Here is a 26102-nt window from a genome sequence, read left to right on the forward strand (position 1 = left end):
CGCAATTCGAGCGACACGACAAGCTTTTGAATTTAAAAAAACACGAGGCCGACATGAATGAATACGATCTCGACATCCTGCGCCTGCACACCCAGGGCTTCTGCTGTGCCCAAATCGTTCTGCAGATGGCGCTGGAGATGCAAGGCGTTGAAAATCCGGGTCTCATCCGGGCCATGTCCGGTCTGTGCGTGGGCTTCTCTTCGCCGCAGGGCGCCTGCGGGGCCCTGACGGGCGCGGCCTGCCTTGTCGCCTATCATGCCGGAAAAGGGACCGCGCAGGAGCAGGCCCATGACAGGTTGCCCCTCATGCTCGCGGAGCTGGCCGAATGGTATGAGGAGTACGCCGCACAGCGTTTCGGGGGCATCTCCTGCTCGGCCATCGTGCCCGACGGCAAGCCGGATGCGTCCATCTGCGGCGGTCTTGTGTCCGAGTGCTTCGGCAAGGCCATGACAATTCTGGTTGAAAACGGATTTGATCCTTCGAGCGATATCCATGGGTAAGGTGCTGGGTTCCATCCGGAGTGTGTGCCCTGAATGCCTGAACCGGGTGAGCGGGGAGCTGGTGCAGGACGGGGGTACTGTCAACATGGTCAAAAGGTGTCCCGAGCACGGAGAGTATTCGACCGTGGTCTGGCGCGGTGAACCGGCTTTTTCAAGCTGGGTGCGGCCCAAGATCCCTTTTGGCGGCGGCGTCCGCGAAGCGGTCGGCAATGGTTGCCCTTATGATTGCGGCCTGTGCGGGCGCCATGCCCAGCGAACCTGCACGGCACTGGTCGAGATCACCTCGCGCTGCAACCTGCACTGTCCGGTATGCTTTGCCGACAGCGGGGGAGCGGGACCGGACCCTGACCATGACATCCTGCGGCGCATGTTCGAGCAGACCATGGCCCGCACCGGCGGATGCAATCTGCAGCTTTCCGGCGGAGAGCCGACCGTACGCGACGATCTGCCGGAAATCGTTGGGCTGGCCAGACGTGCCGGATTCGGCTTTGTGCAGCTCAATACCAACGGGCTGCGTCTGGCCGAAGACCCCGCTTTGGCCGGAAAGCTCGCCGAAGCCGGACTGTCGTCGATTTTTCTGCAGTTTGACGGCGTTCTCGACGAGGTCTTTCGCACCCTTCGCGGTCGGGATCTGCTGGAGATAAAGAAAAAGGCCATGGATCATGCCGCTGCGGCGGGCCTTGGCATCGTGCTCGTGCCGACCGTGGCGCGCGGGGTGAACACCGATCAGCTATGGAATATCGTCCGGTTCGGGCTTGAGCGTCAGCCGCATGTGCGCGGCGTCCATTTTCAGCCCATGAGCTATTTCGGCCGTTTTCCCGCTGATTTTTCCCCGGATCACGTCACCCTGCCCGAAGTGATGACCGGTCTGTGCGAACAAAGCGGCGGCGAGGTCAGGGCGGGAGATTTTTTGCCTCCGGGCTGCGAGCATGCCCTGTGTTCTTTTTCGGCCAAGTACATGACGCGCGAAGACGGCGAGCTCATGCGCCTTGGTAGCGGCTCCTGCGACTGCACGCCAAAACCGGCCGAAGCCGGAGCCCTCAAATCCATCGGCGTCACGGCCCGGCAATGGTCGGCTCCTTGCGCCTCCGCTGCGCCGTCTGATCCCCCAGGCACGGAGTCCATTGCGGGGATTGGCAATGACCTGGACCGCTTTCTGGCGCGGGCCAGAACGCACACCTTCACCATTTCGGGCATGGCCTTTCAGGATGCCTGGACCCTCAACCTGGAACGGCTGCAGGGCTGCTGTATTCACGTGGCCCAGCCTGACGGGCGGCTCATCCCTTTTTGCGCCTTCAACCTGACGGCCCGGGACGGCCGCAGCCTGTATCGCGGGCACGTATGAAGCCAAGCAGCGTGGACGCCATGTCGGCCAGACGTCTTGGTCTTGCCTGGCCCCTGGACCGGGAACGGATCGAGGCCGCCCGCATGGGCGCCCTGAGAAAAACCGTGGCTCATGCGCGTCAAAAGAGCTCCTGGTATCGTGAACGCCTGGCGGGACTGGACCCGGATTCTCTGCGCTCCAGCGCCGACCTTGCGCGTCTTCCCTTTTTGAGCAACACGGATTTGGCGGCTCACGGTCAGCAACTGCTCTGCGTTTCCCAGTGTGAAGTGGCCCGCATCATCACCTTGCAGACCTCCGGCAGCACCGGCACTCCCAAACGACTGCATTTCACGCGCGAGGACCTTGACTCGACCGTCGATTTTTTTCAGCACGGCATGTTCTCGCTCGTTTCCTCCGAAGACAGGGTGCTGGCCCTGCTTCCTTTCTCCTTGCCGGACAGTACCGGTGATCTGCTCATCCGTGCCCTGGCCCGAGGTGGCGTGGAATGCGCAGGCGTCTGGCCGCCGACAGACTTTGAGGCCTTGGCCGCGCGCATTCGGGACGAGAATTTTACCAGCATCGTAGGCCTGCCCCAGCATCTTCTGGCCCTCGCCTATGTTCTGCCGCACGGTCTGGTCCGCACCATGCTCCTGTGCTCGGATTACGCTCCTCAATCTTTGCGCACGCGTATCGAGGAAGTCTGCGGCTGTGAGACTTTTCTGCACTACGGCACTACCGAGACGGGACTTGCCGGGGGGGTGGAATGCAAGGCGCACGGGGGCTGTCACATGCGCGAGTCCGACCTGCTGATCGAGATTGTCGATCTGCGCACAGGCGACGTAGTGCCCGAAGGCGAAGTGGGGGAAGTGGTCGTGACCACCCTGAACCGCCAGGCCATGCCGCTCTTGCGCTACCGCACCGGAGACCTGGCCAGTCTCGAAACGTCGCCCTGTCTTTGCGGCGGGGTCACTGCGCGGCTGTGCGATATCCGCGGACGGCGCCGGGCCTGCCAGCTTGCCGGAGGTTTCTCCGTGGCCAGCCAGGACCTCGATGACGTCCTCTTCGGCCTCGACGGCCTGCTTGATTATCGCGCCTCCCTGACACGTTCGGCAGGAAGGGATGCAATCAGCGTTGAATTCCTGGCCAGACCGGGGCATGAGCGACTGGAGCGGGAGATTCACCGTGCCCTGAATTCGGTCCCTGCCCTGCACATGGCCATACAGAGCCACAGCTTCGAGACAGGGCCCGCGCAGGCGGTGGAGTTCTTTTCCCCGTCGCACACCTTGAAACGCACCATCCTTGATAAACGCGGGAGTTGTTCATGAGCGATATATTTGAGTCTGTCATAGATGTTCTTCGAAAAGGGGAAGACGCTGTCTTTTGCGGTATCGTCGAGAGCTCTGGCTCGGCTCCACGCACTTCCGGGGCGCGCATGCTGGTGCTGTCCGACGGATCCATTTTCGGGTCGGTGGGCGGAGGCGCTGTCGAGGGCGCGTGCCAGGCCAAGGCTGAAAAAATGCTGCAAGGGAACGAAACCCATCATTTCTTGTCCTTTGACCTGAGCTCCGTCAAAGCCGCCGACGCAGGCATGGTCTGCGGGGGAGCGGTGAAGGTGCTGCTGCAGCGGGTCTCTGCGCAGCATCTGCCATTTTTCGAAAGAATCGAACAGTTTCGTCATGAAAGTCAAAGGCCGGTGCTGCTTACCGTCATGCCGCCGGAGCAGGCTCCCGTGCTGGCCGTCTGGACGTTTCGCGACGGACTGGCGGGAGCCGGACTGCCCGAAAAACTGACAGCGGAGCTGGCACGCAAGGCCGTCAAGACGCGCCAGTCGTTCAGTCTGGAAGAGGATGGCGTGCACGTTTTTGCGGAACCCGTCATCGCGCCTACGGTGCTGCATCTGGTCGGCGCGGGGCATGTGGCCCTGGCCACGGCCAAGGTCGGGGCTTTTGCCGGTTTCGAGGTGGTGGTCATGGACGACCGCTCGGAGTTTGCCAGTGTCGAGCGCTATCCCGAAGCGCGCGAAGTGCGCGTGCTCGGGAATTTCGACGGCTGCCTGGGCCAGCTTGGCCCTGACGACTACGTGGTCATCGTCACCCGAGGGCATCTGCATGACCGCGATGTCCTGGCCCAGGCGCTGGGGACGGGTGCCGGGTACATCGGCATGATCGGCAGCCGGAGCAAGCGCGATGCGGTGTACCGTTCCCTGCTTGAATCGGGCTTCACGGAGCAGGATCTGGCGCGGGTGCGCTGTCCCATCGGTCTGCCCATCGGAGCCGACACCCCCGAAGAGATAGCGGTCAGCATCGTTGGCGAGTTGATCAGCGAGCGGGCCGGGCTGTCTGAATGAACGTGGACGGGGTACGATTCGGTGCCGTCATCCTGGCGGCCGGGTTTTCCTCGCGCATGGGTGATTTCAAGCCACTCATGGATCTTGGCGGCATGACCGTTCTGGAGCGCTGCGTGCGTCTCTTCCGCGAGGCCGGCGTGCACAGGATCCTGACCGTGACAGGGCACCGCGCCCCCGAGGTCCGGGCCGAGGCGGGCAGGCTCGGCATCCACACCGTGCACAATCCGGATTACGAGGCGGGCATGTTTTCCTCGGTGCGTGCGGCCGTGTCCTCCGGACCTGGCCGGGACGGGTTCTTCGTTCTGCCCGTGGACATCCCGCTGGTGCGTCCGGCCACGGTCGAGCTGCTTCTCGACGCCTATGACGGCCGCGTGGCCTATCCGGTCTTCGGCGGCGAGCGCGGCCATCCGCCCCTCATCCCCTCGGAGCTGATCCCGCATATCCGGGAGCACGACGGCAGCTGCGGCCTGCAGACCGTCCTGGAGCGGGCCGACGCCCTGGACGTTCCGGTCTGGGACCGTGGAATTCTTCTGGACGCCGATACGGCGGACGATTTTTTCGTGCTGCGGGGGCGGGCCGCTCGCATGCGCGTCGGCGATCACGACGAGGCCTTGGCCCTGGCCGGACTGTCCATGCCCGAACGCGGCGTGGCCCATGGCCGGGCCGTGGCCGCCGTGGCCCTGCGTCTGGGCGGGGAACTGAACCGGCATGGGGGGAATCTCGATCTGAATCTGATTCACAACGCCGCGCTGTTGCACGATGTAGCCAAGGGCTGGCCCGGGCATGAGGCCGCCGGCGGGGATCTGCTGGGGCGCCTTGGACTCGGTGGGCTGTCGGACATCGTGGCCGCCCATCGGGATGTTCCGCCGCCCGTCTCGGGCGTGCTCACGGAGAAGGAGGTTGTCTGCCTGGCGGACAAGCTGGTTCGTTGCGACCGCCGCGTTGCCGTGGAGGACCGTTTCGGCGAGAAGCTGAACCTGTACCGCTGCGACGAGGAGGCCTGCGACGCTATCCGTGGCCGCCTGCGCAACGCCCTGGCCCTGCGGGACATGATCGAGAAGATCTGTGGCCGCGAGGTGGAGGCCATTCTCGCCGGGGTTCTGCCATGAGTGTCATCTATCTCATCCGCCACGGCGAGATCACCCAGTCCTTGCCACGCCGGTTCGTGGGCCAGACGGACCTGCCTCTGACGGACCGCGGGCGGGAGCAGATCGCCGCCGTCGCCGGATTCCTGGCCGGACGAGGCGTGGGACGGTTGCTGTGCAGCCCTCTGTCGCGCTGCGTTCAGAGCGCGGGCATCATCGGTGCGGCTCTGGGAATTGTGCCGGAATCCGTCCCGGATCTGCGCGAAATAGCACTGGGTACCTGGGAAGGGCTGACCGTGGACGAGGTGCGCGAGCGCTTTCCCGGCCGCTACGAGGCTCGCGGCCGTAACCTCGCAGGATTCCGTCCACCGGGAGGGGAGAGCTTCGCCGACGTGCAGCGTCGTGCCTGGACGGCTTTCGAAGAGACCACTGCGGATCTGGAAGAACCCCTGGCCATCGTGGCCCACGGCGGGGTCAACCGTGTGATCCTGTGTCGCATCCTGGGCATGCAGCTTGAAAATCTGTTCCGCCTGGAGCAGGACTACGCCTGCGTCAACATCCTGCACGCCGGGCCGGAGTCATTTCGGGTCTCGGTCATGAATTTTCGGGCGTATGAGCAACATGCTTTCGTCGATGCCCTTGGTCCGTTGTCATCAAGAACGCTTCGCATTGATGAGGTCCCAGTTTCAGGCACCGAGGATTCATTCAAGGCGTGATCGGGATTTCCCACTCGTGCACCTGGGATCCTTTGTCCCTTCGATAGGAGATCCCGTGGATACCATTCAGTGCTTCGCGCCAGCCTGCAGAAGCAATCGGACACTTTCATCGTCTCCCATCCGCAACGCGAGTTCGTGCGCGGTCCTTCCATTTCGGTCGCGACCGTCAGGGTCAGCGCCGTTGCGCAACAGCCATTCCATGATCCCGTGCTTACCCGTCGAGCCGCTGCTGCTGTAGTGAACACTGAAGGTGGCTACCTCGGCAAGGAGAGAATCCCCCTCGGCGTTGGTCGCATTCACGTCCGCACCGATTTTCAGAAGTGCGTCCGCTTCATCCATCCTGCCTTTGCGCAGCGCTTCGCGTAGCGGAAGGTATCCCCCTTGTCCCGGTGTATTGAGCACCGCCCCATGCTCCAGCAGGATGCGGGCGGTGTTCGGGTTTGAGCCGGTCGCCGCCACGGCCAGCGCAGAACGGCCTCTCAGGTCGCGCGTGTTGACGTCCGCCCCGGCCAGCAGGATGGCACGTATCATCGGGGCGTCGTTGCGGGCGACGGCTTCGAGAAGCGGCGTCTGCCCGTTCTGGTCCACGGAATCCACGAGCGGACCGTGTTTCAGGAGGGCCGTTACGTTGTCGAGCCTTCCCGCCCGCACGGCCAATATTAGTGGCGTGTTTTTCCAGGCATCGCGGGCATCGATTGCAGCCTGGCGGCGCAGCAGTTCATTGATCACCTCTGGCGAACACATTTCTGCCGCGGCGTGAAGCGGGGTCACGCCGGAACTGTCGGAGACACTTGCTTCCGCGCCGTGCTGCAGCATGGCCAAGGCGAGTTCATCCTGGCCAAGGGCGCATGCCCGGAGCAGAAAAGGCTTGGAGTGCAGTCCACGAAAGTTGCTGTCGGCACCGCGCCGAACGAACTGGATAGCGACTGCGACCTGGCCGGGATCCGGAACTTTCTTGCTGGCCTTCAGCATCTCGAATCCCTGCAGCGTTGCGTGCAATTCCGCTTCGAGAGGGTTGCTGTGACGCTGCCAGACTGTCTGAGCCTCCCGGTCCAGTCCTGAACCATGGATGAACAGCCATACATGCGCCCCGGCAAAGATGAGGAAATAGAGATAGATAAATGGTTTGAAGAGTGACGGGCCCTGCTTGCGGGTCGCATACAGCGCCACGGGGCCGATGAACACATGGATTGCCAGCACGGCAAGCCAGGGTATGATCAACGCCAGACCGCCAGGGCCGTCAAAGACGGAAAACTGGCTGACGAGCATCAGGGCCAGAGAGCTGGACAGACAGAGCAGGGTCAATCCGGCTGGGCGGATGGGGCGACCGGGAATGGGGCGCATGCAGCATTGTCCTTGGCTGATGTGAGGGTTGAGAGCGCTGTCGGGCGAGCCCCGTCATGGCAGCGTACGACTCTTTTCCCGGGCGGACAGCGAGGGCCTCGCGCATTCCGGTCAGATCCCATTGATGGAGCATTCGATTCATGTCCTTACATGGGAGCCTTCCGTGTTCACGACAAACAAGCCGTCTCGTTCCGTCTCGTTTGAGTCAGCGAAGCACTTCCCTGCTGTTCAAGTGCATGAGTACACACCAAAAAAGTTCGGCGTCAACAGGGGGACTGCAGAGACTCCCGGGCTTCACATGTCATTGCTTTTATGTCTTTTTTGACTTAAAAGTCTCGTCATGTGCCATGAAGAGGGGATACAAATTCCGTATGCCACTTGATTCACTCTGAACAACCGTCAACAAGGAGATTGTGGACATGTTGCTGCGTTTTATTTTCACGCTGTTGCTGGCCGCTTTGACAACCGCGCCTACGTTCGCAGCCGACTGCACCGAGACCTTCGGTCAGGGAGCCAAGGTTTTTTCGCTGGCTACGGGGAGCCCTGGTGAACTGGGGCTGCTGAAGGCGTTGGCCGAGGATTTCGCCAAGGACAACGATGCGAAGATGTGCTGGGTCAAGGCCGGGTCCGGCGCTTCTCTGAAGCTTCTCCAGGCCGGGAAGGTCGACATGATCATGGTTCACGCCCCGGCTGCCGAAAAGAAGGCCGTCGAGGAAGGCTGGGCCGTGAAGCGGACGCTCATCGGCTCCAACGAATTCTACATCGTCGGGCCGACCGACGACCCGGCCGGAATCGCCGCAGCCAAGGACGCCGCAGACGCCTACCAGCGCATCGCCGCGAAAAAATCGCTGTTCTTCTCGCGCGGTGACAACTCCGGCACCCACAAGAAGGAGATGGATGCCTGGAAGAACGCCGGCGTGACTCCTTCCGGCGACTGGTACGTCGTGACCAAGGACTTCATGATGGCGACGCTAGGGCGCGCCAATGCGGAGGGCGGCTACTTCATGACCGATTCGAGCACGTGGGTCGCCGCCAGACAGGAAATGGCAAATCTCAAGATCCTCTTCCGCGGCGACAGGTTCCTGGTGAACACTTACAATGCCCTGACGCGGCCAGCGGACGGTACGTCTGGAACGGACCTTTCGGTCAGGTTCATCGACTATGTGGCCTCCGAAGCGGGGCAGAAAATCATCGTTGAATACGGCAAGGACAAGTACGGTGAAGGCCTCTACAACGATGCGGCCTACGCCAGGCAGTACGATCGCTAGGATCTGGATTGATCCGCCGGGCGCATAACGCCTGGGGTTCAAACGTGAAACGCCGTTCTGGATGATCCGGGACGGCGTTTCACGTTCAGCAGCGAGGGATCAGTACCTTTTGAGCTCTTCCTTGGCCAGGACCGCATGAACCCCGTCTCCGTTCGAGGGATGGACCAGAAGTGTCGACCTGCCGTTTATGCAGATGGTCTTGAGCTGGTGGCGCGAGATCATGGAATAGCTGTTCCAGCTCATGGCCGTCATCTCGCGGCATGCGACCTCGACGAGAAAGCCCATGCCCTTGCTCTCCAGATTGTCGGTGTCGTCCATGCAGATCATGAGTGTCGCGGATTCGCTCCTGAATTTTGGGGTTTGGGGTTGGCTAAGATGTCTATTACGGCTCAATGGTGGCGCTGGCTCAAGCGTTGCCATGAGAGGTTATTGTACGAGCATTGGACATGGACTTCGTGTCGGCGTATTGGGGCACACTCATGTTCAATGCTTCACAGGACGCCTCAAAACGGCGATCTGCTGTGCCAACGAAAAAATCCAGGCCGCTTGTGTATGCTCAATACACCGTGCGTCCTGCGAATTTTGAATTTTTATGGCAGCCAGTTAAAAGTACATAAGGAATCCGCATGAAAGATAATGATAACACCGCCCTTGGCCGCTCCCTCTGGCGGCTGGTGCGTTTTGCCCGCCCTCATGCGCGGCGGATCGGCGTTGGGCTTGCTGCCAATGCCGGGGCGCGTTTTTTCGACTTGCTGCCCATGATCGTGGTTGGCCGCGTGGTGGACACTGTGGCCGGAGCTTTGCGCGAAGGTCATGCGCTGGCAGGCAGTGATTTTGCCTGGGCCGGTCTTTTGGTGCTGGGTACCTTCGCCGGGCTGGCCGTGTTTCAGAGCGTCAGCGACTACACCCTGGATTCGGCGGCGCAGCGAATCCGTCACGACCTGCGCGTGGAACTCTACACCCATGTGCAAAAGCTCGACGTGTCCTACTTCGAGTCCCGCCAGACCGGCGACATCATGGCCGTGCTGGCCGGGGACGTGGACAATCTGGAGCGCTTCTTTTCCGACACGTCCACGAGCATCGTGCGACTTTTCATCACTTTCACCGGAATCTACGGCATCCTCTTCTGGATGGACTACCATCTGGCGCTGCTGCTCCTGGCTCCCATGCCCATCGCCATCTGGGCCGTGCGCTTCTTTGCCACCCGCGTCGCACCGCAGTACCGCAAGGCAAGAAAAGCCGTGGGTGACATCAACGCCATCCTGGAAAACAACCTGCAGGGCATGAACGTCATCCAGGCCTATTCAGCGCAGGATCACCAGACCGGCCGCATCCGCCTGCGTTCCGAGGAATACCGTGACGCCGCCATCCGCGCGGCCCGTGAACGGGCGCGGTTTGTTCCTTTGCTCTACGGGGTGGCGGGGCTGGGATATGCGCTTCTGATTGGCGGGGGCGGGTGGATGACATTCGCGGGCATCGGGCCCAGCGTGGGCGATTTCACCACCTTCGTGCTGCTGGCCATGCGCCTCATTCTGCCTCTTTTCGTCTTTGGCATGCTCATCAACCAGATCCAGCAATCCGAGGCATCGGCCCTGCGCATCAACGAGATTTTCGATACGACGCCCACGGTGCGCGATCAGGCCAAGGCCTTGTCGCTTGAAGGGGAACTTGAACGGGTCGAGATCCGCGATGTCTGCTTTGCCTATCCGGAACGCGAGAAGGTCCTGTGCGGAATAAATTTGCGCCTGGAGCGCGGCCGCGTGCTGGGCGTGGTCGGTCCCACGGGGGCGGGCAAGAGTTCGCTGGCCAAGCTCATGCTGCGTTACTACGACCCCTTGGAAGGAGAAATTCTGGCCAACGGCCGCGCATTGTCCTCCGTGACCTTGGACTCGTGGCGTGGGCGCATCGGCTATGTTTCGCAGGAAGCCTACCTGTTCCACGGAACAGTGTCCGAAAACATCCGCCTCGGTTCGCCATTGGCCACTGATGATGACGTCATGCGAGCGGCGGACATGGCCGGCGCCGGCGACTTCATAACCGCCTTGCCGCAAGGGTACGAAACCATGGTCGGGGACCGGGGCCTGAAACTCTCCGGCGGACAGCGGCAGCGCATCTCCCTGGCGCGGGCGCTGTTGCGCGATCCGGAATTTCTGATCCTGGACGAAGCCACCTCCAGCGTGGATACGCGTACGGAGGAGGCCATCCAGAACAATCTCAAAAACCTGCGCTCCGACCGCATCACCCTGGCCATCGCGCACCGCCTGTCCACGGTGCGGCACTGCGACGAGATCGTCGTGGTCGTGGACGGCATCATTGTCGAACGCGGAACACATGGTGAACTGGTTGCGACGGGTGGCGTTTATGCGGGGTTGTGGCAGGTGCAGAGCGGGGAGTGAGGGTGGCGAAAACGGAAGATGGTGGCGGTGCTGGTCCGGTTTGCCGGGAAGAGGGCAAGCCGGTGTCCAGCAAGGCTCCGTGGATTGTATCAGGGGTGATTCAGTTTGTTTGAATGAGTTTCGTTGTTCTGGCCATCCGCTTCTTCAATGGAGGAAAAGTTGGTGATGCGCACCTCGCCCTCTGGGAATCTGGCCAGAATTTCCAGTTGTCCACCCAGAGCCTCGATATGGTTTCGCAGCGTGGAAAGATACATGTCCGTTCGGCGTTCCTGCTTGGCAATGGCGGGTTGTTGTACGTTCAGCAGTCGCGCAAGGTCTAGTTGCGAGAGACCTCGGGCGTGCCGCAGTTCATGAAGCGGCATTTCACTGAGCATCTTACGGGCCAGAGTCGCTGATTGTTTTCGGGCTTGCGGTGACAATTCTGCCCTGAGTGTCGAGAATTTTTTAGTCATTGAGCAATCCTTCATCCATGAGTTGACGGAGATGTTCATCGTAAAGGGTGTCAGCCCGCGAGACGAATTCTTCGTACCAGCGGTCATTTCCGGTCTTGTCGCCTCCAGTGAGGAGTATGGCTGTTCTGCGAGGATCGAAAGCGTACAGAGTTCGCAGAGGCTTTCCACCGCATTGTGTCCTTAATTCACGCATATTGCCGTAACGGGAACCAAATATTCCGGAGGAGTGTGGAAAACCCAAGGCTGGGCCAAAAAATTCAAGAAGCCTGACTGAGGCATCCAGGGAAATCTGTTCTTCGTTGGTCAGCGTATTCCACCATATTTCAAACTCATCTGTGAATTCAACTTCCCAGCAATATAGCTTTTTTTTAATCATGGAATTTTATTCCGTCAATGGAATGTTTTGTGTTTTTGATGAGTACTCATGCAGAAATGAGCAAATTCTATCAAAGCCGCCGCAAATACTCACTTTTTATCAGTTCGTGTGATGTCAACATATCGGGAGTCGAGAGTATATTTTGTAAGGAAATGATGGGGAAAACGGGCAAGTTAAGATCGGAGTGCTGTGCTGGGAATGTTTGCGGGGAAATGATGGAGATGGCTGTGCTAAGCGGCGGAGCCTTGCTGGGCGGTTTGTGTTGCGCCGAAACTCCTTCGCGGGCCTCGTAAGGCTTGACCGTTGCATGCAGGGCGGGAATTCGTGGATGCGCGACGGGCAACGGACAAACCAACGATGCCTGGCTCAGTCAGACAGTCGGCGCAACACAAACCGTCCAGCAAGGCTCCTTGGTCTTTGAAAAATAGAAACTCCCCCTGAAAAGGCTTTTTCCAGGGGGAGTTCGATTTCAACCGGATGGATAAACAAGTGCCGAGCTGATAAAATTAAAAACAATGAATGGGGTGCAGGGGACGCGTCCCCTGCCCGCCGGAGGCCTCTTCTCCCCCTATTTTTCTTCCCGCTCCTTGTACCAGGCGCTGGAGTCTTCCATCAGCTTGTTCAGGCGGTTGACCATCTTGTGCGGGTCGGCCAGGTAGCCGTCCATGAGCAGGGCGGATTCGTAGAGTTGTTCGATCACGGTGGCCACGAATTCGTCCTTCTCGTCCTTGGCGAAGACCGAGAGCAGGTTTCTGACCAGCTTGTGGTCCTGGTTGATCTCGAAGACCTTCTTGGGAATGGAGGTGTCCTTGGTCACCAGCTGCATGATCTTGTGCATCTGGGACGTGGAACCGTCCGGGCTGACCAGGCAGGACGGGCTCTGGCTCAAGCGCTTGGAGATGCGGGCCTCGGTGATGCGGTCGCCGAGGATCTCCTGCACACGTTTCAGAAAGCGGCCCATGTCCTGGGATTCCTCTTTGGAGAGTTCCTCGGGCTTGTCCTTTTTCTCGGCGTGGTCAGCGTATTTCTCGATGTTCGTGATATCGGCGTTTTCAGTGGCCTTGAGCTCGAACTCCTTGAACTTGCGCAGGCTGTCCATGACGAACTCGTCCACGGGTTCGTACAGGTAGAGCACTTCCAGGCCCTTGGCGCGGAAGATTTCCAGGTGCGGGTTCTGTTCGATGGCTTCGCGGCTGGGGCCGGAGATGTAGTAGATTTCCTTCTGCCCTTCCTTGGCTGCCTCGATGTATTCCTCCAGGGAGATGAGCCCGTTCTTGTCCTCATGGCGTGAGGAATTGAAGCGGAGCAGTTCCCCGAAGGCCTCCTGATTGGCGAAATCCGCGTAGCCGAGCTTGAAGCGCTTGGCGTGCTCGTTCCAGAACTTGACGTAGCGGTCCTTGTCCTGCCCGAGTTTTTTGAGGTGCGAGAGGATCTGCTTGGTCAGGGTGGTGGCGATTTTGCGGATGAGCAGGTTTTCCTGCAGGGTCTCGCGCGAGATGTTGAGCGGAAGGTCCTCGGTATCGACCACGCCGCGCATGAAACCCAGGTATTCAGGGATGAGGTCCTTGTTCTTGCTCTGGATCAGCACGCGGCGCACATAGAGGTCCAGGCCGTAGTTCTCGCGGTCGAAGCCGAAGGTGTCCTGGCTGCGCGGGGGCACGAAAGCCAGGGCCGAGAACTGCACCGGGGCGTCGACGCTCATGTGCAGGGTGTCCAGGGGCTCTTCGTGGTCGTAGGTCAGGAACTTGTAGAACTCCGTGTACTGCTCGGGCGTGATGGAGAACTTGTTCTCGCGCCACAGGGCCTGCACGGTGTTGGCCTTCTCGCCCTGGACCAGGATGGGGAAGGAGATGAAATTGGAGTGCTTCTTGATGATGGAAGTGATGCGGTTCTTCTCCGCGAATTCTTTGCCGTCTTCCTTGAGCTGCAGGGTCAGGGTCGTGCCGCGCGGCAGGTCCTCTTCCAGTTCGGCAACGGTGTAAGTGCCGAGCCCGTCAGAGCTCCACTCCACGGCCTTGGCCCCGGGATCGAAGGAACGGGTGCGGATGGTGACCTTGTCGGCGACCATGAAGACCGAATAGAAGCCTACGCCGAAGCGGCCGATGATGTTGGAGGAGTTGGCCTGGTCGGCCATGGCCTGGCGGATGAATTCGGCGGACCCGGAATGTGCGATGGTGCCGATGTTCTTGACCAGTTCATCAATGGTCATGCCTATCCCGGTGTCGGCGATGACGAGCGTGCTGTTCTCCTCGTCTGCGGTGATGGATATCTGCAGTTCAAGGTCGGGGTTTGCGATCTCGGCCGAGCGGGCCTGCTCGAAGCGCAGCTTGTCCAGGGCGTCGGAGGCGTTGGAGACCAGCTCTCGCAGAAATATTTCCCGGCTAGTGTAGATGGAATGTGTAATGATATCGAGTAATTGCTTGATTTCTGTTTTGAACTCGAACTGTTGTGCCTGAGACATAAATGCTCCTTCTGGTTTGGAAATTTTGTTTGCACCAAATAAAAGGCCTGCTCCCGTTGTCAAGGGCTGCTGCGCAACAAGATTTTTACTTGACCGGGTGAGGGGGCTTGGGTAGAGAGTTTCCCCTGTCGGATGGTGGGTGTAGCTCAGTAGGCAGAGCACCTGGTTGTGGCCCAGGATGTCGCGCGTTCAAGCCGCGTCACTCACCCCATTAGACCACATGGGACAGTTCGTCTGTCCCTTTTTTTCTAGCTTTTCGTGGTGGGTGTAGCTCAGTAGGCAGAGCACCTGGTTGTGGCCCAGGATGTCGCGCGTTCAAGCCGCGTCACTCACCCCATTTGACACCCTAGCAGAACCGGATAAGAACTGGTTCTGCTTTTTTTTTGGGGAGGTCGCATGGCAGCGTTCACAGGCATCAACCACCTGGCCATGGTCACGGCGGACATGGACCGGACGGTAAACTTCTGGCGTGATCTGCTCGGCATGCGTCTGGTCGTCGGCCTTGGGCATCCCGGGTACAGGCATTATTTTTTCGAGATTACAGATAATGACATGATCGCCTTTTTCGAATGGCCCAACGTGGAGCCCATTGCCGAAAAGGATCATGGCGCCCCGGTGCGCGGGCCTGCGGCTTTCGACCATCTGTCCTTTGGAGTGGAGAGCCTTGAAGAGTTGGGGCGCTTGAAGGACTTGCTGGAAGCCAATGATTTCTGGGCCTCGGAATTCATCGATCACGGGTTCATCATTTCCCTGTACTCCTTTGATCCCAACAATATCCCTATTGAATTCAGTTATGCCGTGCCCGAATACGACGTTCGCTCCCATCCGATAATGATCGACTCCAATCCGACTCCGGCCGCAATGGAAGGCAGTAAGCCGCATCCGGAAAGATGGCGGGCCGCCGTTCCCTCGGATTCGGACCGCGGCACCTATCCCGGCGAAGCTGAAGCCGTGCGTGCCGCATTCATCAAAAAAACATAAATCCCGGAACAGACCGGGGTAGTTGAGGAAAATATGGATAAACTTGTCATAGAAGGTGGCGTTCCGCTCAAGGGCGAGGTCCGCATCAGCGGCTCCAAGAACGCGGCCTTGCCGATTTTGCTCGCATCGATTCTGGTTGAAGGCGAGGTGCGTCTCACCAATGTGCCGAATCTGCGCGATATCGCCACCACGTTGAAACTGCTCGAACTGCTTGGTTGCCGCGCCGAATTCAATGATGGGGACGTGCTGTTGCATTCGTGTGACCTGAAGCCCGAAGCGCCCTATGATCTGGTGCGCACCATGCGCGCTTCCGTGCTGTGCCTGGGGCCGCTTCTGGCCAGGCTCGGCCGGGCGCGGGTGGCCATGCCCGGCGGCTGCGCCATCGGGGCGCGGCCCGTGGATCTGCATCTCAAGGGGCTGGAGCAGATGGGGGCCGTCTTCGAGCTTGAGAGCGGCGACATCGTCGGCACCTGCGACCGCCTCAAAGGGGCCCATATCCACCTTGATTTCCCCACCGTGGGCGGCACCGAGCACCTGATCATGGCCGCTGTGCTGGCCGAAGGGGAGACCGTGCTCGAGAACGCGGCCCGGGAGCCGGAAATCCAGGATCTGGCCGAATTTCTGAACACCTGCGGAGCCCGCATCACCGGTCACGGCACCAGCGTCGTACATATCGAGGGCGTGGAATCCCTGCACGGCTGTTCCTATCCCGTCATGCCCGACCGCATCGAGGCGGGCACCTATCTGGTGGCGGCAGGAATGACGAAGGGTGAACTGATCCTGCGGGACTGCCCGGTGGATGCACTTGACGCCGTGATCTCGAAATTGCGCGAGATGGGGATGGTCATCGACGGCGATCGCGACATGCTGACCGCCACCGTCGACGGTCCGCTGAACTGCGTCGATCTTTCCACCAGACCCTACCCTGGCTTTCCCACGGACATGCAGGCCCAGATCATGGCGCTCATGTGCGTCAGCCGTGGCGCGGGCGTGATCACAGAGGGTATCTTCGAGAATCGCTTCATGCATGTCCAGGAACTGGCCCGTCTCGGCGCGCACATCACCCTCTCCGGGCAGAGTGCCATGGTGCGCGGTGTGGACTCACTGAAAGGCGCCACGGTCATGGCCTCGGACCTGCGCGCCAGCGCCTGCCTGGTCCTGGCCGGTCTGGCGGCCACGGGGCGCACCGATGTGCGCCGCATCTATCACCTTGACCGCGGCTACGAGCAGATGGAAGTGAAGCTGGCCTCCGTAGGCGCCAGGATCAGACGCGAACAGGAATAGATTTTTTTCATGGCGGCGGATTCGCCGTGTTGAGTGGTCAAAAAAACCTCGCCCGGGTGTTCCCAGGCGAGGTTTTTTTTGAGCGTGGGCTTGGAGCTGATACGCATTGGCAGACAGATACTGCCGTCATCGCGAGGAGTCTTCGACGTGGCGATCCATGCCTTTTCCTGTCTTGGATCGCCTCCCTCCCGCTACTGCTTCTCTCCGTTCCCGTTCTTCTTGGACGGTGCACCCGGGAACTGCAGTTCGCGCTGCAAAAATCCTCGTACACGCAGATATTCGGTGATGTTTCCCTCCCCGCGCAGGACCATCTCCCAGCCTGGCCGCTCCATGACCACCAGGATCGGGACGCCCGAATAGCCCTTCATCTTGAAATAGGCCCGGGCCGTGCGCACCGTCTGTCGCAGATCCTCGGAAATCGGAACGGGGTCGATCTTGTCCAGGCTTTCCACGCGCAGCACTTCAAGAAAGAGGTTTTCCTTGCTCGCGTCTGCGTTTTGCACGGTGGCCAGACGGTACAGGTCGTCTTCCTTGTTGTCGGTGCTGGCCAGGTGCCATTTGCCGGGCAGGGTGTGGGCGTTGATGGAAAGGTTGGCCAGGATTTTCGAGCAGTGATCGCAGTGCAGGCTGAAAAAGAGGACGTGCTGCGGCGTTTTGTCCGGCGCCGTCTCCCAGGTGCTGAAGGCCGTGTCGACGATGGATGGCGGAACCACGTTCAGGTCCAGCACCGAGTTGGCGACGAATCCTCCGCTCCATACGGCCAGGCCCAGAAAGACGGTCAGGAGCGATTTACGAACCCAGGCGAAAAGGCAGAGCCCTACAAAAAGCGCTGCGCCCACGATGATGCAGAGCAGGCATTTTTCCTTGAGCCCCATGAACTGAAAGCCCAGGATCGCGCCGTCAAAGGCCAGCGCACCGAAAAGCAGCAGGCTGGCCAGTCCCCAGATCCATTTTTTGTCGTAACGTCCGCCGAAAAAGACCAGCCCCCACAGAAACCAGAAAAAGGCCGCTCCCATCTTGATGAGGTTGCCTTCGCCGAAGCGGACATACTCGCCGACGACGTCGCAGGCGGAGGTGGTGCAGAACGATGTGTGGCGGACAGCCTGCATCCAGACCTCTGCAGAGAGGAAGGAGGCTGCCAGAAAAAGAAAAGTCAGCAGAGAATAGCGAGAGAAGCGGGTCATGACAAACTCCCTGTTGGATAATGGGTGTTTGTGTATCCAAGGTGCGCGTTGCGTCAAGCCGGAATTGTCCATGGACGGGAGCGGCCGCGCTTGCTGATCCGTTTTGGCGAACCGGCCGCGAGACGTATGTCATTTGAGGCGGATCGCATGTTTTTTGAGCAGCTCGTAGAGTCGCGCACGGGAGAGGCCCGATCGTTCGCAGGCCGTTGGTACATCGTTGCCGCAGAGTCCTAGCAATTGGCGCATGTAGGTATTTTCGAGCTGGCCGACCACGATTTCACGAACCTCGCGCAGAGGAGGCAGGTCGTCCCCCGGTGAAAACGGCAGGGGAATGGCGCCGTGAATGCGGCCGGGTTCGAGCAGGGTGGGCTGTTCCTTGTCCGGATTCTGGCGAAAGGAGTTCTTGGCGATGCTGATGCGCACATCCACAGGCAGATGGTGGCTGTACAGGGACGGTTCGTCCTGACAGTTGTCAATGGCGACGGCCATGGTGTTTACGAATTCGCGTACATTGCCCGGCCAGAGATAGGCATGGAGGGCGTTGAGAAATTCGGGGGTAAGCGTCTTGGCGGTGATGCCGCTCTCGCGGCAGGTTTTTTCCGTGTAATATTCGGCCAGCAGGAGGATGTCTTCCTTGCGGGAGCGCAGCGGGGGGATCTCGATCTGGTGACCGTTCAGGCGGTAGTAGAGATCGTTGCGGAAAAGTCCCTGCTCGACCATGAGGCGCAGGTCGCGGTTGGTGGCGGCGATGACCCTGAAATTGCTGCTGACTTCCTTCTCGGAACCGATGGGCCTGAATTTGTGCTCCTGCAGTACGCGCAGCAGGGATTTTTGCAGCTCAAGGCTCAGTTCTCCGATCTCATCCAGAAAAACCGTGCCGTTGTTGGCCAGCTTGAAGAGGCCGTCCCGGGCCTCGTGAGCGCTGGTGAAGGAACCCTTGGTATGGCCGAAGAGCGTGCTCTCTGCCAGCTGGGCGGACAGGTTCGTGCAGTCGATGACTACCAGCTTGCCGGGCGTTGCCCCGTTTTCGTGGATGCCTCTGGCGAAAAGTTCCTTGCCTGTGCCCGTCTCTCCGGTGATGATGACGTTGGCCTTGCTGCCCGCTGCCTTGCCCATGACCTCAAGGCAGCCCATGATGGCGGGGCTTTCTCCGATGATGGCGCTGCGCTTGACCTTGCGCGGCCCCCGGCTCTGCTCTTTGGAGGCCCGGTAGGCAATGGTCCGTTGCAGAATGAGCATGATGTTGTTCAGGGAGATGGGCTTGCCCACATAATCCCAGGCTCCGTTGGCGATGGCCAGGGTCGCGCCGTCAGAATCCCCGTCGCCGGTCAGGATGACAACCTCGGGCAGGGAGGGAAAGGACTGGAACTGCTTGATGTGCGCCAGTCCGTTGCCGTCGGGCAGGTTGACGTCGAGAAAGATCAGGTCGCAGTTCATGCTGCCAAGCTGGTCAAACGCATCCCTGATGCTCTGCGCGATCTGGCAGGGGTGTCCCATGCGTTCGATGATCCGCTGAAAGGAACGGGAAAAATCATGATCGTCATCAATTATGAGAATGTTGGCCATTTGTGACTCCAGAAAAAATATAAATCCGTTTTTGTCGGAATATGTCTGGAAAAGCAAGATTCTTGTGCGTGCAGATTTTTTCTGCGTCTGAACATGAAAATGACAAGCGGGCTGGTCTTTTTCAGGATTTGGGAATAAATTGAGTTCTTGAGCCTGAAAAAATTGTTTCTGCAGGTGCCGTCAGTCGTGAATTCCGGCTGAAACCGACGGGAAACGAAAAGGCAGGGACGGATTGTTGTTGGCGGTCTTTTATGTCAGCATGCAGGAGAACATTGAAATTGTGCAGATGGTGAATATGTTTGTTTCAGACTTGCCCAACGCAGGAGTGACACGTGGATATTGATGCGAGTGAAATGATTTCAGCAGGCAAGAGACGCAGTCCATATGGGGTGAGTGTTGCTTTTCTTTGCGCCATGCTGATGCTCTTTGCGGTTTGCCTTGTTCAGGCCGCAGATGGTCAGTCTTTGATCACCCAGCGCTGTCTGGGTTGTCATGGAATTGAGAAAAATTGCGAAGTCGCCACGAATGATCCGGATTGGTGGAAGGAAACGGTGCTGCGCATGGTCGAATACAAGAGCGATCTGCTGAGTGACGACGAGGCTGACCAGATCGCTCTTTTCCTGGCCGATGAGCAGCAGCGGGCCACGCTTTGTTCAGCTAATTGAAAGAACCCTTGAACACCTGGAGGACGCTATGAAATACGTAATGGGATGTCTTTTGGCCGGTCTTCTTTTCGCGTCGGTGGCTGTGGCTTCCGATGACCTCGGTGCCGAGCGCTATGCGAAAATGTGCAAAAGCTGTCACGGTGCCGATGGCACCAATACGGCCATGAGCCCACCCCTCAAGGGGATTTCGGTCGAAGAAGCGAAAACTGCCCTGGTCGGTTACAGGGAGCAGACATATGGCGGAAAAAAGAAGGCCATGATGGAAAGACTGGCCAAGTCCCTCACCGATGAGGACATCGAAGCCCTGGCCAACCATATTGGCACTTTTTAAGGACCTCATCGAATCGGTTCAAAAAGCCGATGAAAGTCCTTTTTTTGCGAAATTGCCGCCGGAGTCCAATTTTTCCGGCGTGCAGACCTTCACTCTTGAACCCAAATGCAGGCGAGCCTTTCCGATCTGGAAGGGCTCGTTTTTGAGGCCCGGATGCGCTTAGCCTTTCTTGTTTTCCTTTTTCTGGCATGGCCGGTGGTGGCATTCTCGCAGAGTTCGCTGCACAAGGCTCAGGATGCCGCGGCCGCAGTCACCGGGCATGACCATTCCACAATGAAGCAGGCCGAAGAGGCGCTGCATGCCGGACACGGGGACGCCGCCGCGCCGAAAATGGAACCCCTGGCCCAGGATCCCGCCATGGACGAAGATCCCGCGCAGGCCACGCACTCGGGGCAGACGCAGCCCGAGGCAATGCCTGTCGATCATTCCGGGCACATGACTCCGGCTTCCCCGGCTGGGCAGCCCGATCCCGCGTCTGCATCGGAGTCCACGCACGTTCAGCCCGAGCCTGAGCACGTCCATCCCGCGCCAGTGGCCGAACCCTCGGTCGGCGTGACGGAGAGGCTCGGAGAATTCATCGCCGCCGAAACCCGCTTCCTCGATGAGGACGGCAAGGCCGTGACCATGGGCGAGATAGTGGACAAGCCGACCATTGTCGTGCCCATCTATTTTTCCTGCCCCAATGTCTGCGCCATTATCCAGAGTTCGCTGACGGCGGTGCTGCCGGATGTGAAGCTTGCGCCCGGGGAAGATTTTCAAGTGGTCAGCGTCAGCTTCGACGACACGGACACACCGGAACTGGCTACCCGGCAGAAGCGCAATTACATGGCGGCCATGGACTTCAAGTATCCGGAAAACGGCTGGCGCTTTCTGACCGGCGACGAAGCCAATATCCGCGCGCTCATGGACTCCCTGGGGTTCGGCTTCAGGCGCGAGGGCAAGGATTTCATGCACCCGGTGGTCATCATGGCCGTCTCGCCCAAGGGCAAGATCGTGCGTTATCTCTACGGCACCAAGCCCCTGTCTTTCGACCTGACCATGGCCGCCACCGAGGCGGGCAAGGAGCAGATCGGGCTGTCGGTCAAGCGCGTGCTGGCCTATTGTTTTTCCTATGACCCCGAAGGCAAGCGCTACGCCTTCAATTTCATGAAGATAACAGGCACCGGCATCCTGTTCATCCTGGCCGTATTGCTGGTCTCGCTCATGCTTGCCGGCCGCAAGAAACGCACTCCCCGAAATTAAGCCCGCAAAAGAGGTTTTCACGCATGCATTCCCCCGGTGAAACCGTGCCCTTTCTGGACCCCTATCCGGGCCGAAGCGGCATCCTGTCCTGGATCTTCTCCACCGACCACAAGCGCATAGGCATGCTCTACCTGTGGTCCATCCTGAGCATGTTTGCGGTCGGCGCGGTGCTTGGCGTGCTCATGCGTCTGGAGCTCATTGCGCCGGGCCGGGACATCATGGACGCCCAGACCTACAACGCCATGTTCACCCTGCACGGCGTGGTCATGATTTTTCTCTTCGTCATTCCCGGCATTCCCGCTGCCTTCGGCAACATCCTGCTGCCCCTGCAGATCGGGGCCGAAGACGTGTCCTTTCCGCGTCTGAACATCTTCTCCTGGTGGCTGTACCTGACCGGAGCCTGTCTGGCCGTGACCAGCCTCTTCACCGGGGGAGGCCCTCCGGACACGGGCTGGACCTTTTACGTGCCCTTCAGCGAGCGGACCACGACCAACGTCTCCCTGGCAGTGGTCGCGGTCTTCATTCTCGGCTTTTCGTCCATCCTGACGGGGCTGAACTTCATCACAACCATCCATCGCCTGCGTGCTCCCCAGATGAACTGGGGCAAGCTGCCGCTCTTCACCTGGTCGCTTTACGCCACAGCCTGGATTCAGCTGCTGGCCACGCCTGTACTGGGCATCACCGTGGCCCTGATCTTCATCGAGAGGTGGCTCGGCATCGGACTCTTCGATCCCTCCAAGGGCGGGGACCCTCTCCTGTACCAGCATCTTTTCTGGATTTATTCTCACCCGGCCGTTTACATCATGATCGTTCCGGCCATGGGCGTGGTCTCCGAGATCATCCCGGCTTTCGCGCGCAAGTCCATCTTCGGCTACAAGGCCATCGCCATATCGAGCCTGGCCATCGCCTTCGCCGGTTCCCTGGTCTGGGCGCATCACATGTTCACCAGCGGCATGAGCGACACCGCCGTCATGGTTTTCTCCTTTCTGACCTTCGTGGTGGCCATTCCCTCGGCCATCAAGGTCTTCAACTGGGTGGCCACCCTGTACAAGGGTTCCATCTATCTGGAGCCGCCGCTCATGTTCGCGCTCGGCTTCATCTTCCTCTTTTCGGCCGGAGGGTTGACCGGGCTGGTGCTGGGCTCGGCGGGCACGGACATTCACGTCCATGACACCTATTTCGTGGTTGCCCATTTTCACTACGTCATCTTCGGCGGCACGGGATTCGGGCTCTTCGCGGCCATGCATTTCTGGTTCCCCAAGATCTTCGGGCGCATGTACGACCGCCGCATGGCAAACTTGAGCTGGTACCTGCTTATCGGCGGGTTCAACATGCTCTATTTCCCCATGTTCGTGATCGGGCTGCAGGGCATGCCGCGCCGCTATTACGACTACCTGCCCATGTACCAGACCGGGCAGATGGTCTCGACCATCGGTTCCTGGGTGCTGGTCGCGGGGCTCATCGTCATGTTCTACGGCCTGTCCAAATGTCTGTCCGGGCCACGCACCGTGGGCAATAACCCATGGGGAGCGGCCACCCTGGAGTGGACCCTGCCGAGCCCGCCGCCGCACCTGACCTTTCTCGATCCGCCGGACGTGCCGCGCGGCCCATATTCCTACGAGGGGGTGCAGCGCGATGAGTGAGGCACACAAGGATTACACCGGCGACAAGTTCGGGATGTGGCTTTTTCTGTTCACCGAGATCCTGCTCTTCGGCGGACTCTTTCTGCTTTATTCGGTCTATCTGCACCGTTATCCGGCGGAGTTCCATGAAGGCGGACTGCAGCTGAGCCGCGTCTTCGGCACTCTCAACACGGTCGTGCTCATCACCTCCAGCCTGACCGTGGCCCTGGCCATATCCGCCCTGCAACAGGGCAGAAAAACGCTCTGCCTCTGGCTATTGACCGCGACCATCGCCCTGGCCGGGGTCTTCATGGTCAACAAGTTTTTCGAATGGTCGGCCAAGATCGGCCACGGCATATACCCTGGTTCGCCGGAGATGGCGGCCGGCTCCGGAGGGGCGAACATCTTCTTCGGCCTGTACTACGTCATGACCGGAGCCCACGGCCTGCATGTGATCATCGGTGCGGCGATCCTTGGCTTTTGCATGCTGCGCATCTGGCAGGGCCGGGTCACGCCCGACGATTTCGGGCTGCTCGAGAACGGCGGCCTGTATTGGCATCTGGTCGATCTGGTCTGGATTTTCCTTTTCCCACTTTTTTACCTGATCAGCTGACATGACTACACAAAAACACATTCTGCCCTTTGCCCTGCTGACAAGAATCTGGCTGGCCCTCATGGTCCTGACCGGGGTCACGGTGGGTGTCGCGAGCTTCGATTTCGGCTATCTGAACGTGCTGGCGGCCATGGCCGTGGCCTCGACCAAGGCGCTCCTGGTGATCTTTTTCTTCATGCATCTCAAATACGAGAACCGGATGCTCGGGGCCTTCGTGCTGCTGGTCTTTGTCATACTGGCCATCTTCATTGGCTTCACCTTTTTCGACGTGGCGATGCGGCCGGAGGCAGGCGCATGATTCCGCCCATCACTCAGGTCGCGGCCCAGGTCGATCAGGTTTTCCTGCTGATTTTCGGCGTTTCGGCCGCCATTTTGATCTTCATCACGGTGCTCATGGTCTGGTTCGTCATCCGCTATCATCACACCCGGCATCCCAAGGCGGCGGACATTCGCGGCAACGTCCTGGCAGAGGTCATCTGGACGGTCATCCCGAGCATTCTGGTCATGGGCATGTTCTATTACGGCTGGGCCAGCTTCAAGGCGCTGCGTTCCGTCCCCGCCGACGCCATGCGCGTGCAGGTCACGGCGCGCATGTGGTCCTGGGTGTTCGAATACGAGAACGGCAAGCGTGCCAGCACCCTCTATGTGCCCCTGGATCGGGCCGTGCGTCTGGACATGACCTCCGTGGACGTCATCCACAGCTTCTTCGTACCCGCTTTCCGCATCAAGATGGACACCGTTCCCGGCATGCAGACCCATGCCTGGTTCCAGGCCCAGCGTGAGGGCAGCTACGATATCCTGTGCGCCGAATACTGTGGTCTCAGGCATGCCAACATGCTCTCCACCGTCGAGGTCATGGACCCTGACGATTTTCGGACCTGGTACGAGAGTTCGGCAGCAGGGGACGAGGCCGCCATAGGGCTTCTGGAGTCCTACGGCTGCACGGCTTGTCACTCCCTGGACGGATCGGAGGAAATGGGGCCGACGCTGCTTAATATCTATGGGGCGCAACGACGGGTCGTCGACGCAAACGGCACGCGGGAAGCCTTCGTGGACGAAGCCTACCTGCGCCGCGCCATCGTCGAGCCGGACGCGGAACTGGTGGAGGGCTTCGAGGGTATGCCTGCCTACAAGGAGGAGATGCCGGAACAGGATCTGGATGCCATCATCAAATATCTGACGGGCGGGGCCAAACGCGATCTGGATCGGGGGCGACAGCTGATGGAGGCCGAAGGTTGCCTGAGCTGTCATTCCACGGACGGTTCGGAGATAGCCGGGCCGACGTTCAAGAACATCGTCGGCCGCGAGGTGGAAATGGCCGACGGTTCGCGGATGGCGGCCAATGATGAGTACCTGGTTGAAGCCATTCTTGATCCGGAGAAATTCATTGTCGTCGGGTATGATCCCATCATGCCCTCCTACGAACACCTTACCGAAGACGAGCTGCAGGCCATGGTCGACTACATGCACTCCTTGAGCGAAAACAATGATTAGGGACATTTCGGCACTGATTCGGCCGGGTATCTCTCTGGCTGTCGGGCTTTCGTCTGTGGCCGGATACGCCATGTCCGCCGGGGATATGTCCGGCGGCGGAGCGCTTTTTGCCGGGACCTTTGCCTTGAGCGCTGCCGTTTCGGTTCTGAACCAGATTCAGGAGCGCGGCCGCGATGCGCGCATGGAGCGGACCAGGAGGCGTCCGCTGGCCGACGGGAGAATGAGCGCGGGGCAGGGGGGGCTTATGTTCGCCTCCCTGCTGGTGATGTCGGTCATGTTTCTATGGCCTCTTCTTTCCTGGCTTGTCCTGCCTGTCCTGCTGGCGGTACTGGGCCTGTACAATGGCCTCTACACACTGCTCAAGCCTGTCACGGGCTGGGCCATGATTCCCGGAGCGGCCTGCGGCGCGCTGCCTTTCTGGATAGGTTGGATATCCGGAGGGGGCGGGGTGTCCGCCATCGAGCCTGTCTATTTCTTCGCGCTTTATTTCGTTTGGCAGATGCCTCACTTCTGGATGCTGGCCGAGGCCAACGCCAAGGATTACGCCGCCGCAGGCTTCCCGGTTCCGGCCAACAGTTTTTCCGGCTTCTCACGGCAGGCCATTCCCAGAATCTGGGCCCTGGGCCTGGCCATGCTCGGCGGCATGGCTCCGCTGTTCGGCCTCACTTCAGGACCCGGCCAAGCCTATGCCTTGGCCACTGCCTGTCCCGCTTACGCCCTTTTGGCCGTTTTCGCGCGGGCCAGGGTGCTGCGCTTTGCGTCGGATGGATTTCTGGCGGGCGTGGTGCTTATGATCGTGGCTGAACGACTGGCCCGGTAAAGACGAAAACAGGCCGCTTCCAATGACTCAA

25 protein-coding genes and 2 tRNA genes are annotated in these 26102 nt (G+C 59.8%); 20 read left to right on the top strand and 7 right to left on the bottom strand.

Annotated elements, in window-relative coordinates; translation table 11 throughout:
- Positions 1-53 precede the first annotated feature (53 nt).
- The 6 genes from CVU60_14095 to CVU60_14120 are packed head-to-tail and all read left to right on the top strand — an operon-like array spanning position 54 to position 5972.
- Entirely contained in the window at positions 54-500 is a 447-nt protein-coding gene (locus CVU60_14095) for a hypothetical protein (GenBank protein ID PKN40807.1), read from the top strand.
- Entirely contained in the window at positions 493-1845 is a 1353-nt protein-coding gene (locus tag CVU60_14100) for a radical SAM protein (protein ID PKN40808.1), read from the top strand. Before CVU60_14095 ends, CVU60_14100 begins: the two co-directional genes overlap by 8 nt.
- Positions 1842-3149 carry an AMP-dependent synthetase gene (locus CVU60_14105; protein PKN40809.1) on the top strand — a complete coding sequence of 436 codons (1308 nt, stop codon included), beginning with the start codon at positions 1842-1844 and terminating at the stop codon, positions 3147-3149. The genes CVU60_14100 and CVU60_14105 overlap by 4 nt, the downstream gene beginning before the upstream one ends.
- Complete coding sequence (locus CVU60_14110; GenBank protein ID PKN40810.1) at positions 3146-4171, top strand: hypothetical protein; 1026 nt, start codon at positions 3146-3148, stop codon at positions 4169-4171. Before CVU60_14105 ends, CVU60_14110 begins: the two co-directional genes overlap by 4 nt.
- On the top strand, positions 4168-5280 hold the full coding sequence (locus CVU60_14115; protein PKN40811.1) for a metal-dependent phosphohydrolase: 1113 nt from the start codon (positions 4168-4170) through the stop codon (positions 5278-5280). The genes CVU60_14110 and CVU60_14115 overlap by 4 nt, the downstream gene beginning before the upstream one ends.
- On the top strand, positions 5277-5972 hold the full coding sequence (locus tag CVU60_14120; protein PKN40812.1) for a histidine phosphatase family protein: 696 nt from the start codon (positions 5277-5279) through the stop codon (positions 5970-5972). Before CVU60_14115 ends, CVU60_14120 begins: the two co-directional genes overlap by 4 nt.
- A gap of 66 nt (positions 5973-6038) precedes the next feature.
- Here CVU60_14120 and CVU60_14125 read toward each other — a convergent pair whose 3' ends face one another.
- Positions 6039-7316, bottom strand: a complete 1278-nt coding sequence (locus tag CVU60_14125; GenBank protein ID PKN40813.1) for a hypothetical protein — start codon at positions 7314-7316, stop codon at positions 6039-6041.
- Positions 7317-7735: 419 nt separating this feature from the next.
- Here CVU60_14125 and CVU60_14130 point away from each other — a divergent pair, with 419 nt between their 5' ends.
- On the top strand, positions 7736-8584 hold the full coding sequence (locus CVU60_14130) for an ABC transporter substrate-binding protein (GenBank protein PKN40814.1): 849 nt from the start codon (positions 7736-7738) through the stop codon (positions 8582-8584).
- Positions 8585-8683: 99 nt separating this feature from the next.
- On the opposite strand, the gene CVU60_14135 is transcribed toward CVU60_14130, so the two are convergent.
- Positions 8684-8911 (bottom strand): hypothetical protein, encoded by a 228-nt coding sequence (locus CVU60_14135; protein PKN40815.1) that lies wholly within the window; start codon positions 8909-8911, stop codon positions 8684-8686.
- Positions 8912-9210: 299 nt separating this feature from the next.
- Between CVU60_14135 and CVU60_14140 the strand changes: the two genes are divergently transcribed.
- Positions 9211-10980, top strand: a complete 1770-nt coding sequence (locus tag CVU60_14140; protein PKN40816.1) for an ABC transporter ATP-binding protein — start codon at positions 9211-9213, stop codon at positions 10978-10980.
- Between the two features lie 89 nt (positions 10981-11069).
- On the opposite strand, the gene CVU60_14145 is transcribed toward CVU60_14140, so the two are convergent.
- The 3 genes from CVU60_14145 to CVU60_14155 all read right to left on the bottom strand — a co-directional run bounded on the left by CVU60_14145 (position 11070) and on the right by CVU60_14155 (position 14269).
- Positions 11070-11432, bottom strand: coding sequence for a transcriptional regulator (locus tag CVU60_14145; GenBank protein ID PKN40817.1), 363 nt, complete (start codon positions 11430-11432; stop codon positions 11070-11072).
- On the bottom strand, positions 11425-11808 hold the full coding sequence (locus CVU60_14150) for an addiction module toxin RelE (protein PKN40818.1): 384 nt from the start codon (positions 11806-11808) through the stop codon (positions 11425-11427). The genes CVU60_14145 and CVU60_14150 overlap by 8 nt, the downstream gene beginning before the upstream one ends.
- Before the next feature lie 568 nt (positions 11809-12376).
- On the bottom strand, positions 12377-14269 hold the full coding sequence (locus tag CVU60_14155; GenBank protein PKN40819.1) for a molecular chaperone HtpG: 1893 nt from the start codon (positions 14267-14269) through the stop codon (positions 12377-12379).
- Between the two features lie 135 nt (positions 14270-14404).
- Between CVU60_14155 and CVU60_14160 the strand changes: the two genes are divergently transcribed.
- The 4 genes from CVU60_14160 to murA all read left to right on the top strand — a co-directional run bounded on the left by CVU60_14160 (position 14405) and on the right by murA (position 16534).
- Positions 14405-14480, top strand: a tRNA-His gene (locus CVU60_14160).
- 50 nt (positions 14481-14530) lie between these two features.
- Positions 14531-14606, top strand: a tRNA-His gene (locus CVU60_14165).
- A 59-nt stretch (positions 14607-14665) separates the two neighbouring features.
- The gene (locus CVU60_14170; GenBank protein ID PKN40820.1) at positions 14666-15250 is read left to right on the top strand and encodes a VOC family protein; all 585 of its coding nucleotides are present in this window, start codon (positions 14666-14668) and stop codon (positions 15248-15250) included.
- Between the two features lie 33 nt (positions 15251-15283).
- On the top strand, positions 15284-16534 hold the full coding sequence (murA, locus tag CVU60_14175; protein ID PKN40821.1) for a UDP-N-acetylglucosamine 1-carboxyvinyltransferase: 1251 nt from the start codon (positions 15284-15286) through the stop codon (positions 16532-16534).
- Positions 16535-16725: 191 nt separating this feature from the next.
- Here murA and CVU60_14180 read toward each other — a convergent pair whose 3' ends face one another.
- Both CVU60_14180 and CVU60_14185 read right to left on the bottom strand, forming a co-directional pair.
- Positions 16726-17718 carry a hypothetical protein gene (locus tag CVU60_14180; GenBank protein ID PKN40822.1) on the bottom strand — a complete coding sequence of 331 codons (993 nt, stop codon included), beginning with the start codon at positions 17716-17718 and terminating at the stop codon, positions 16726-16728.
- A gap of 129 nt (positions 17719-17847) precedes the next feature.
- On the bottom strand, positions 17848-19284 hold the full coding sequence (locus CVU60_14185; protein PKN40823.1) for a sigma-54-dependent Fis family transcriptional regulator: 1437 nt from the start codon (positions 19282-19284) through the stop codon (positions 17848-17850).
- A gap of 332 nt (positions 19285-19616) precedes the next feature.
- Between CVU60_14185 and CVU60_14190 the strand changes: the two genes are divergently transcribed.
- From CVU60_14190 to CVU60_14225, 8 genes are all read left to right on the top strand, one after another.
- Positions 19617-19949 carry a hypothetical protein gene (locus CVU60_14190; protein ID PKN40824.1) on the top strand — a complete coding sequence of 111 codons (333 nt, stop codon included), beginning with the start codon at positions 19617-19619 and terminating at the stop codon, positions 19947-19949.
- The gene (locus CVU60_14195) at positions 19912-20280 is read left to right on the top strand and encodes a cytochrome c class I (protein PKN40825.1); all 369 of its coding nucleotides are present in this window, start codon (positions 19912-19914) and stop codon (positions 20278-20280) included. The genes CVU60_14190 and CVU60_14195 overlap by 38 nt, the downstream gene beginning before the upstream one ends.
- A gap of 105 nt (positions 20281-20385) precedes the next feature.
- Positions 20386-21522 (top strand): SCO family protein, encoded by a 1137-nt coding sequence (locus tag CVU60_14200; protein ID PKN40826.1) that lies wholly within the window; start codon positions 20386-20388, stop codon positions 21520-21522.
- Between the two features lie 23 nt (positions 21523-21545).
- Complete coding sequence (ctaD, locus tag CVU60_14205) at positions 21546-23165, top strand: cytochrome c oxidase subunit I (protein PKN40827.1); 1620 nt, start codon at positions 21546-21548, stop codon at positions 23163-23165.
- Positions 23158-23757: a cytochrome C oxidase subunit III gene (locus CVU60_14210; GenBank protein PKN40828.1), complete on the top strand. Its 600-nt coding sequence runs from the start codon at positions 23158-23160 to the stop codon at positions 23755-23757. Before ctaD ends, CVU60_14210 begins: the two co-directional genes overlap by 8 nt.
- 1 nt (position 23758) lies before the next feature.
- The gene (locus tag CVU60_14215; protein ID PKN40829.1) at positions 23759-24055 is read left to right on the top strand and encodes a cytochrome-c oxidase; all 297 of its coding nucleotides are present in this window, start codon (positions 23759-23761) and stop codon (positions 24053-24055) included.
- A complete protein-coding gene (gene coxB / locus CVU60_14220; protein ID PKN40830.1) occupies positions 24052-25251 on the top strand; it encodes a cytochrome c oxidase subunit II in 1200 nt (399 codons plus the stop codon). Before CVU60_14215 ends, coxB begins: the two co-directional genes overlap by 4 nt.
- Positions 25244-26071 carry a hypothetical protein gene (locus CVU60_14225; GenBank protein PKN40831.1) on the top strand — a complete coding sequence of 276 codons (828 nt, stop codon included), beginning with the start codon at positions 25244-25246 and terminating at the stop codon, positions 26069-26071. The genes coxB and CVU60_14225 overlap by 8 nt, the downstream gene beginning before the upstream one ends.
- Positions 26072-26102 lie beyond the last annotated feature (31 nt).

It is taken from the genome of Deltaproteobacteria bacterium HGW-Deltaproteobacteria-18 (genome assembly GCA_002841885.1).
Lineage (GTDB): Bacteria > Desulfobacterota > Desulfovibrionia > Desulfovibrionales > Desulfomicrobiaceae > Desulfomicrobium.

What these genes read in the sequence shown, in the direction of transcription:
- CVU60_14145 (PKN40817.1), bottom strand. Translation starts at nt 11,432, where the DNA reads ATGACTAAAAAATTCTCGACACTCAGGGCAGAATTGTCACCGCAAGCC.
- CVU60_14200 (PKN40826.1), top strand. Translation starts at nt 20,386, where the DNA reads ATGCAGGCGAGCCTTTCCGATCTGGAAGGGCTCGTTTTTGAGGCCCGG.
- CVU60_14100 (PKN40808.1), top strand. Translation starts at nt 493, where the DNA reads ATGGGTAAGGTGCTGGGTTCCATCCGGAGTGTGTGCCCTGAATGCCTG.
- CVU60_14215 (PKN40829.1), top strand. Translation starts at nt 23,759, where the DNA reads ATGACTACACAAAAACACATTCTGCCCTTTGCCCTGCTGACAAGAATC.
- CVU60_14225 (PKN40831.1), top strand. Translation starts at nt 25,244, where the DNA reads ATGATTAGGGACATTTCGGCACTGATTCGGCCGGGTATCTCTCTGGCT.
- CVU60_14170 (PKN40820.1), top strand. Translation starts at nt 14,666, where the DNA reads ATGGCAGCGTTCACAGGCATCAACCACCTGGCCATGGTCACGGCGGAC.
- CVU60_14130 (PKN40814.1), top strand. Translation starts at nt 7,736, where the DNA reads ATGTTGCTGCGTTTTATTTTCACGCTGTTGCTGGCCGCTTTGACAACC.
- coxB (PKN40830.1), top strand. Translation starts at nt 24,052, where the DNA reads ATGATTCCGCCCATCACTCAGGTCGCGGCCCAGGTCGATCAGGTTTTC.
- CVU60_14105 (PKN40809.1), top strand. Translation starts at nt 1,842, where the DNA reads ATGAAGCCAAGCAGCGTGGACGCCATGTCGGCCAGACGTCTTGGTCTT.
- CVU60_14195 (PKN40825.1), top strand. Translation starts at nt 19,912, where the DNA reads ATGAGCAGCAGCGGGCCACGCTTTGTTCAGCTAATTGAAAGAACCCTT.
- CVU60_14150 (PKN40818.1), bottom strand. Translation starts at nt 11,808, where the DNA reads ATGATTAAAAAAAAGCTATATTGCTGGGAAGTTGAATTCACAGATGAG.
- CVU60_14210 (PKN40828.1), top strand. Translation starts at nt 23,158, where the DNA reads ATGAGTGAGGCACACAAGGATTACACCGGCGACAAGTTCGGGATGTGG.
- CVU60_14155 (PKN40819.1), bottom strand. Translation starts at nt 14,269, where the DNA reads ATGTCTCAGGCACAACAGTTCGAGTTCAAAACAGAAATCAAGCAATTA.
- CVU60_14185 (PKN40823.1), bottom strand. Translation starts at nt 19,284, where the DNA reads ATGGCCAACATTCTCATAATTGATGACGATCATGATTTTTCCCGTTCC.
- CVU60_14140 (PKN40816.1), top strand. Translation starts at nt 9,211, where the DNA reads ATGAAAGATAATGATAACACCGCCCTTGGCCGCTCCCTCTGGCGGCTG.
- CVU60_14110 (PKN40810.1), top strand. Translation starts at nt 3,146, where the DNA reads ATGAGCGATATATTTGAGTCTGTCATAGATGTTCTTCGAAAAGGGGAA.
- CVU60_14115 (PKN40811.1), top strand. Translation starts at nt 4,168, where the DNA reads ATGAACGTGGACGGGGTACGATTCGGTGCCGTCATCCTGGCGGCCGGG.
- CVU60_14095 (PKN40807.1), top strand. Translation starts at nt 54, where the DNA reads ATGAATGAATACGATCTCGACATCCTGCGCCTGCACACCCAGGGCTTC.
- murA (PKN40821.1), top strand. Translation starts at nt 15,284, where the DNA reads ATGGATAAACTTGTCATAGAAGGTGGCGTTCCGCTCAAGGGCGAGGTC.
- CVU60_14135 (PKN40815.1), bottom strand. Translation starts at nt 8,911, where the DNA reads ATGATCTGCATGGACGACACCGACAATCTGGAGAGCAAGGGCATGGGC.
- CVU60_14120 (PKN40812.1), top strand. Translation starts at nt 5,277, where the DNA reads ATGAGTGTCATCTATCTCATCCGCCACGGCGAGATCACCCAGTCCTTG.
- CVU60_14125 (PKN40813.1), bottom strand. Translation starts at nt 7,316, where the DNA reads ATGCGCCCCATTCCCGGTCGCCCCATCCGCCCAGCCGGATTGACCCTG.
- ctaD (PKN40827.1), top strand. Translation starts at nt 21,546, where the DNA reads ATGCATTCCCCCGGTGAAACCGTGCCCTTTCTGGACCCCTATCCGGGC.
- CVU60_14180 (PKN40822.1), bottom strand. Translation starts at nt 17,718, where the DNA reads ATGACCCGCTTCTCTCGCTATTCTCTGCTGACTTTTCTTTTTCTGGCA.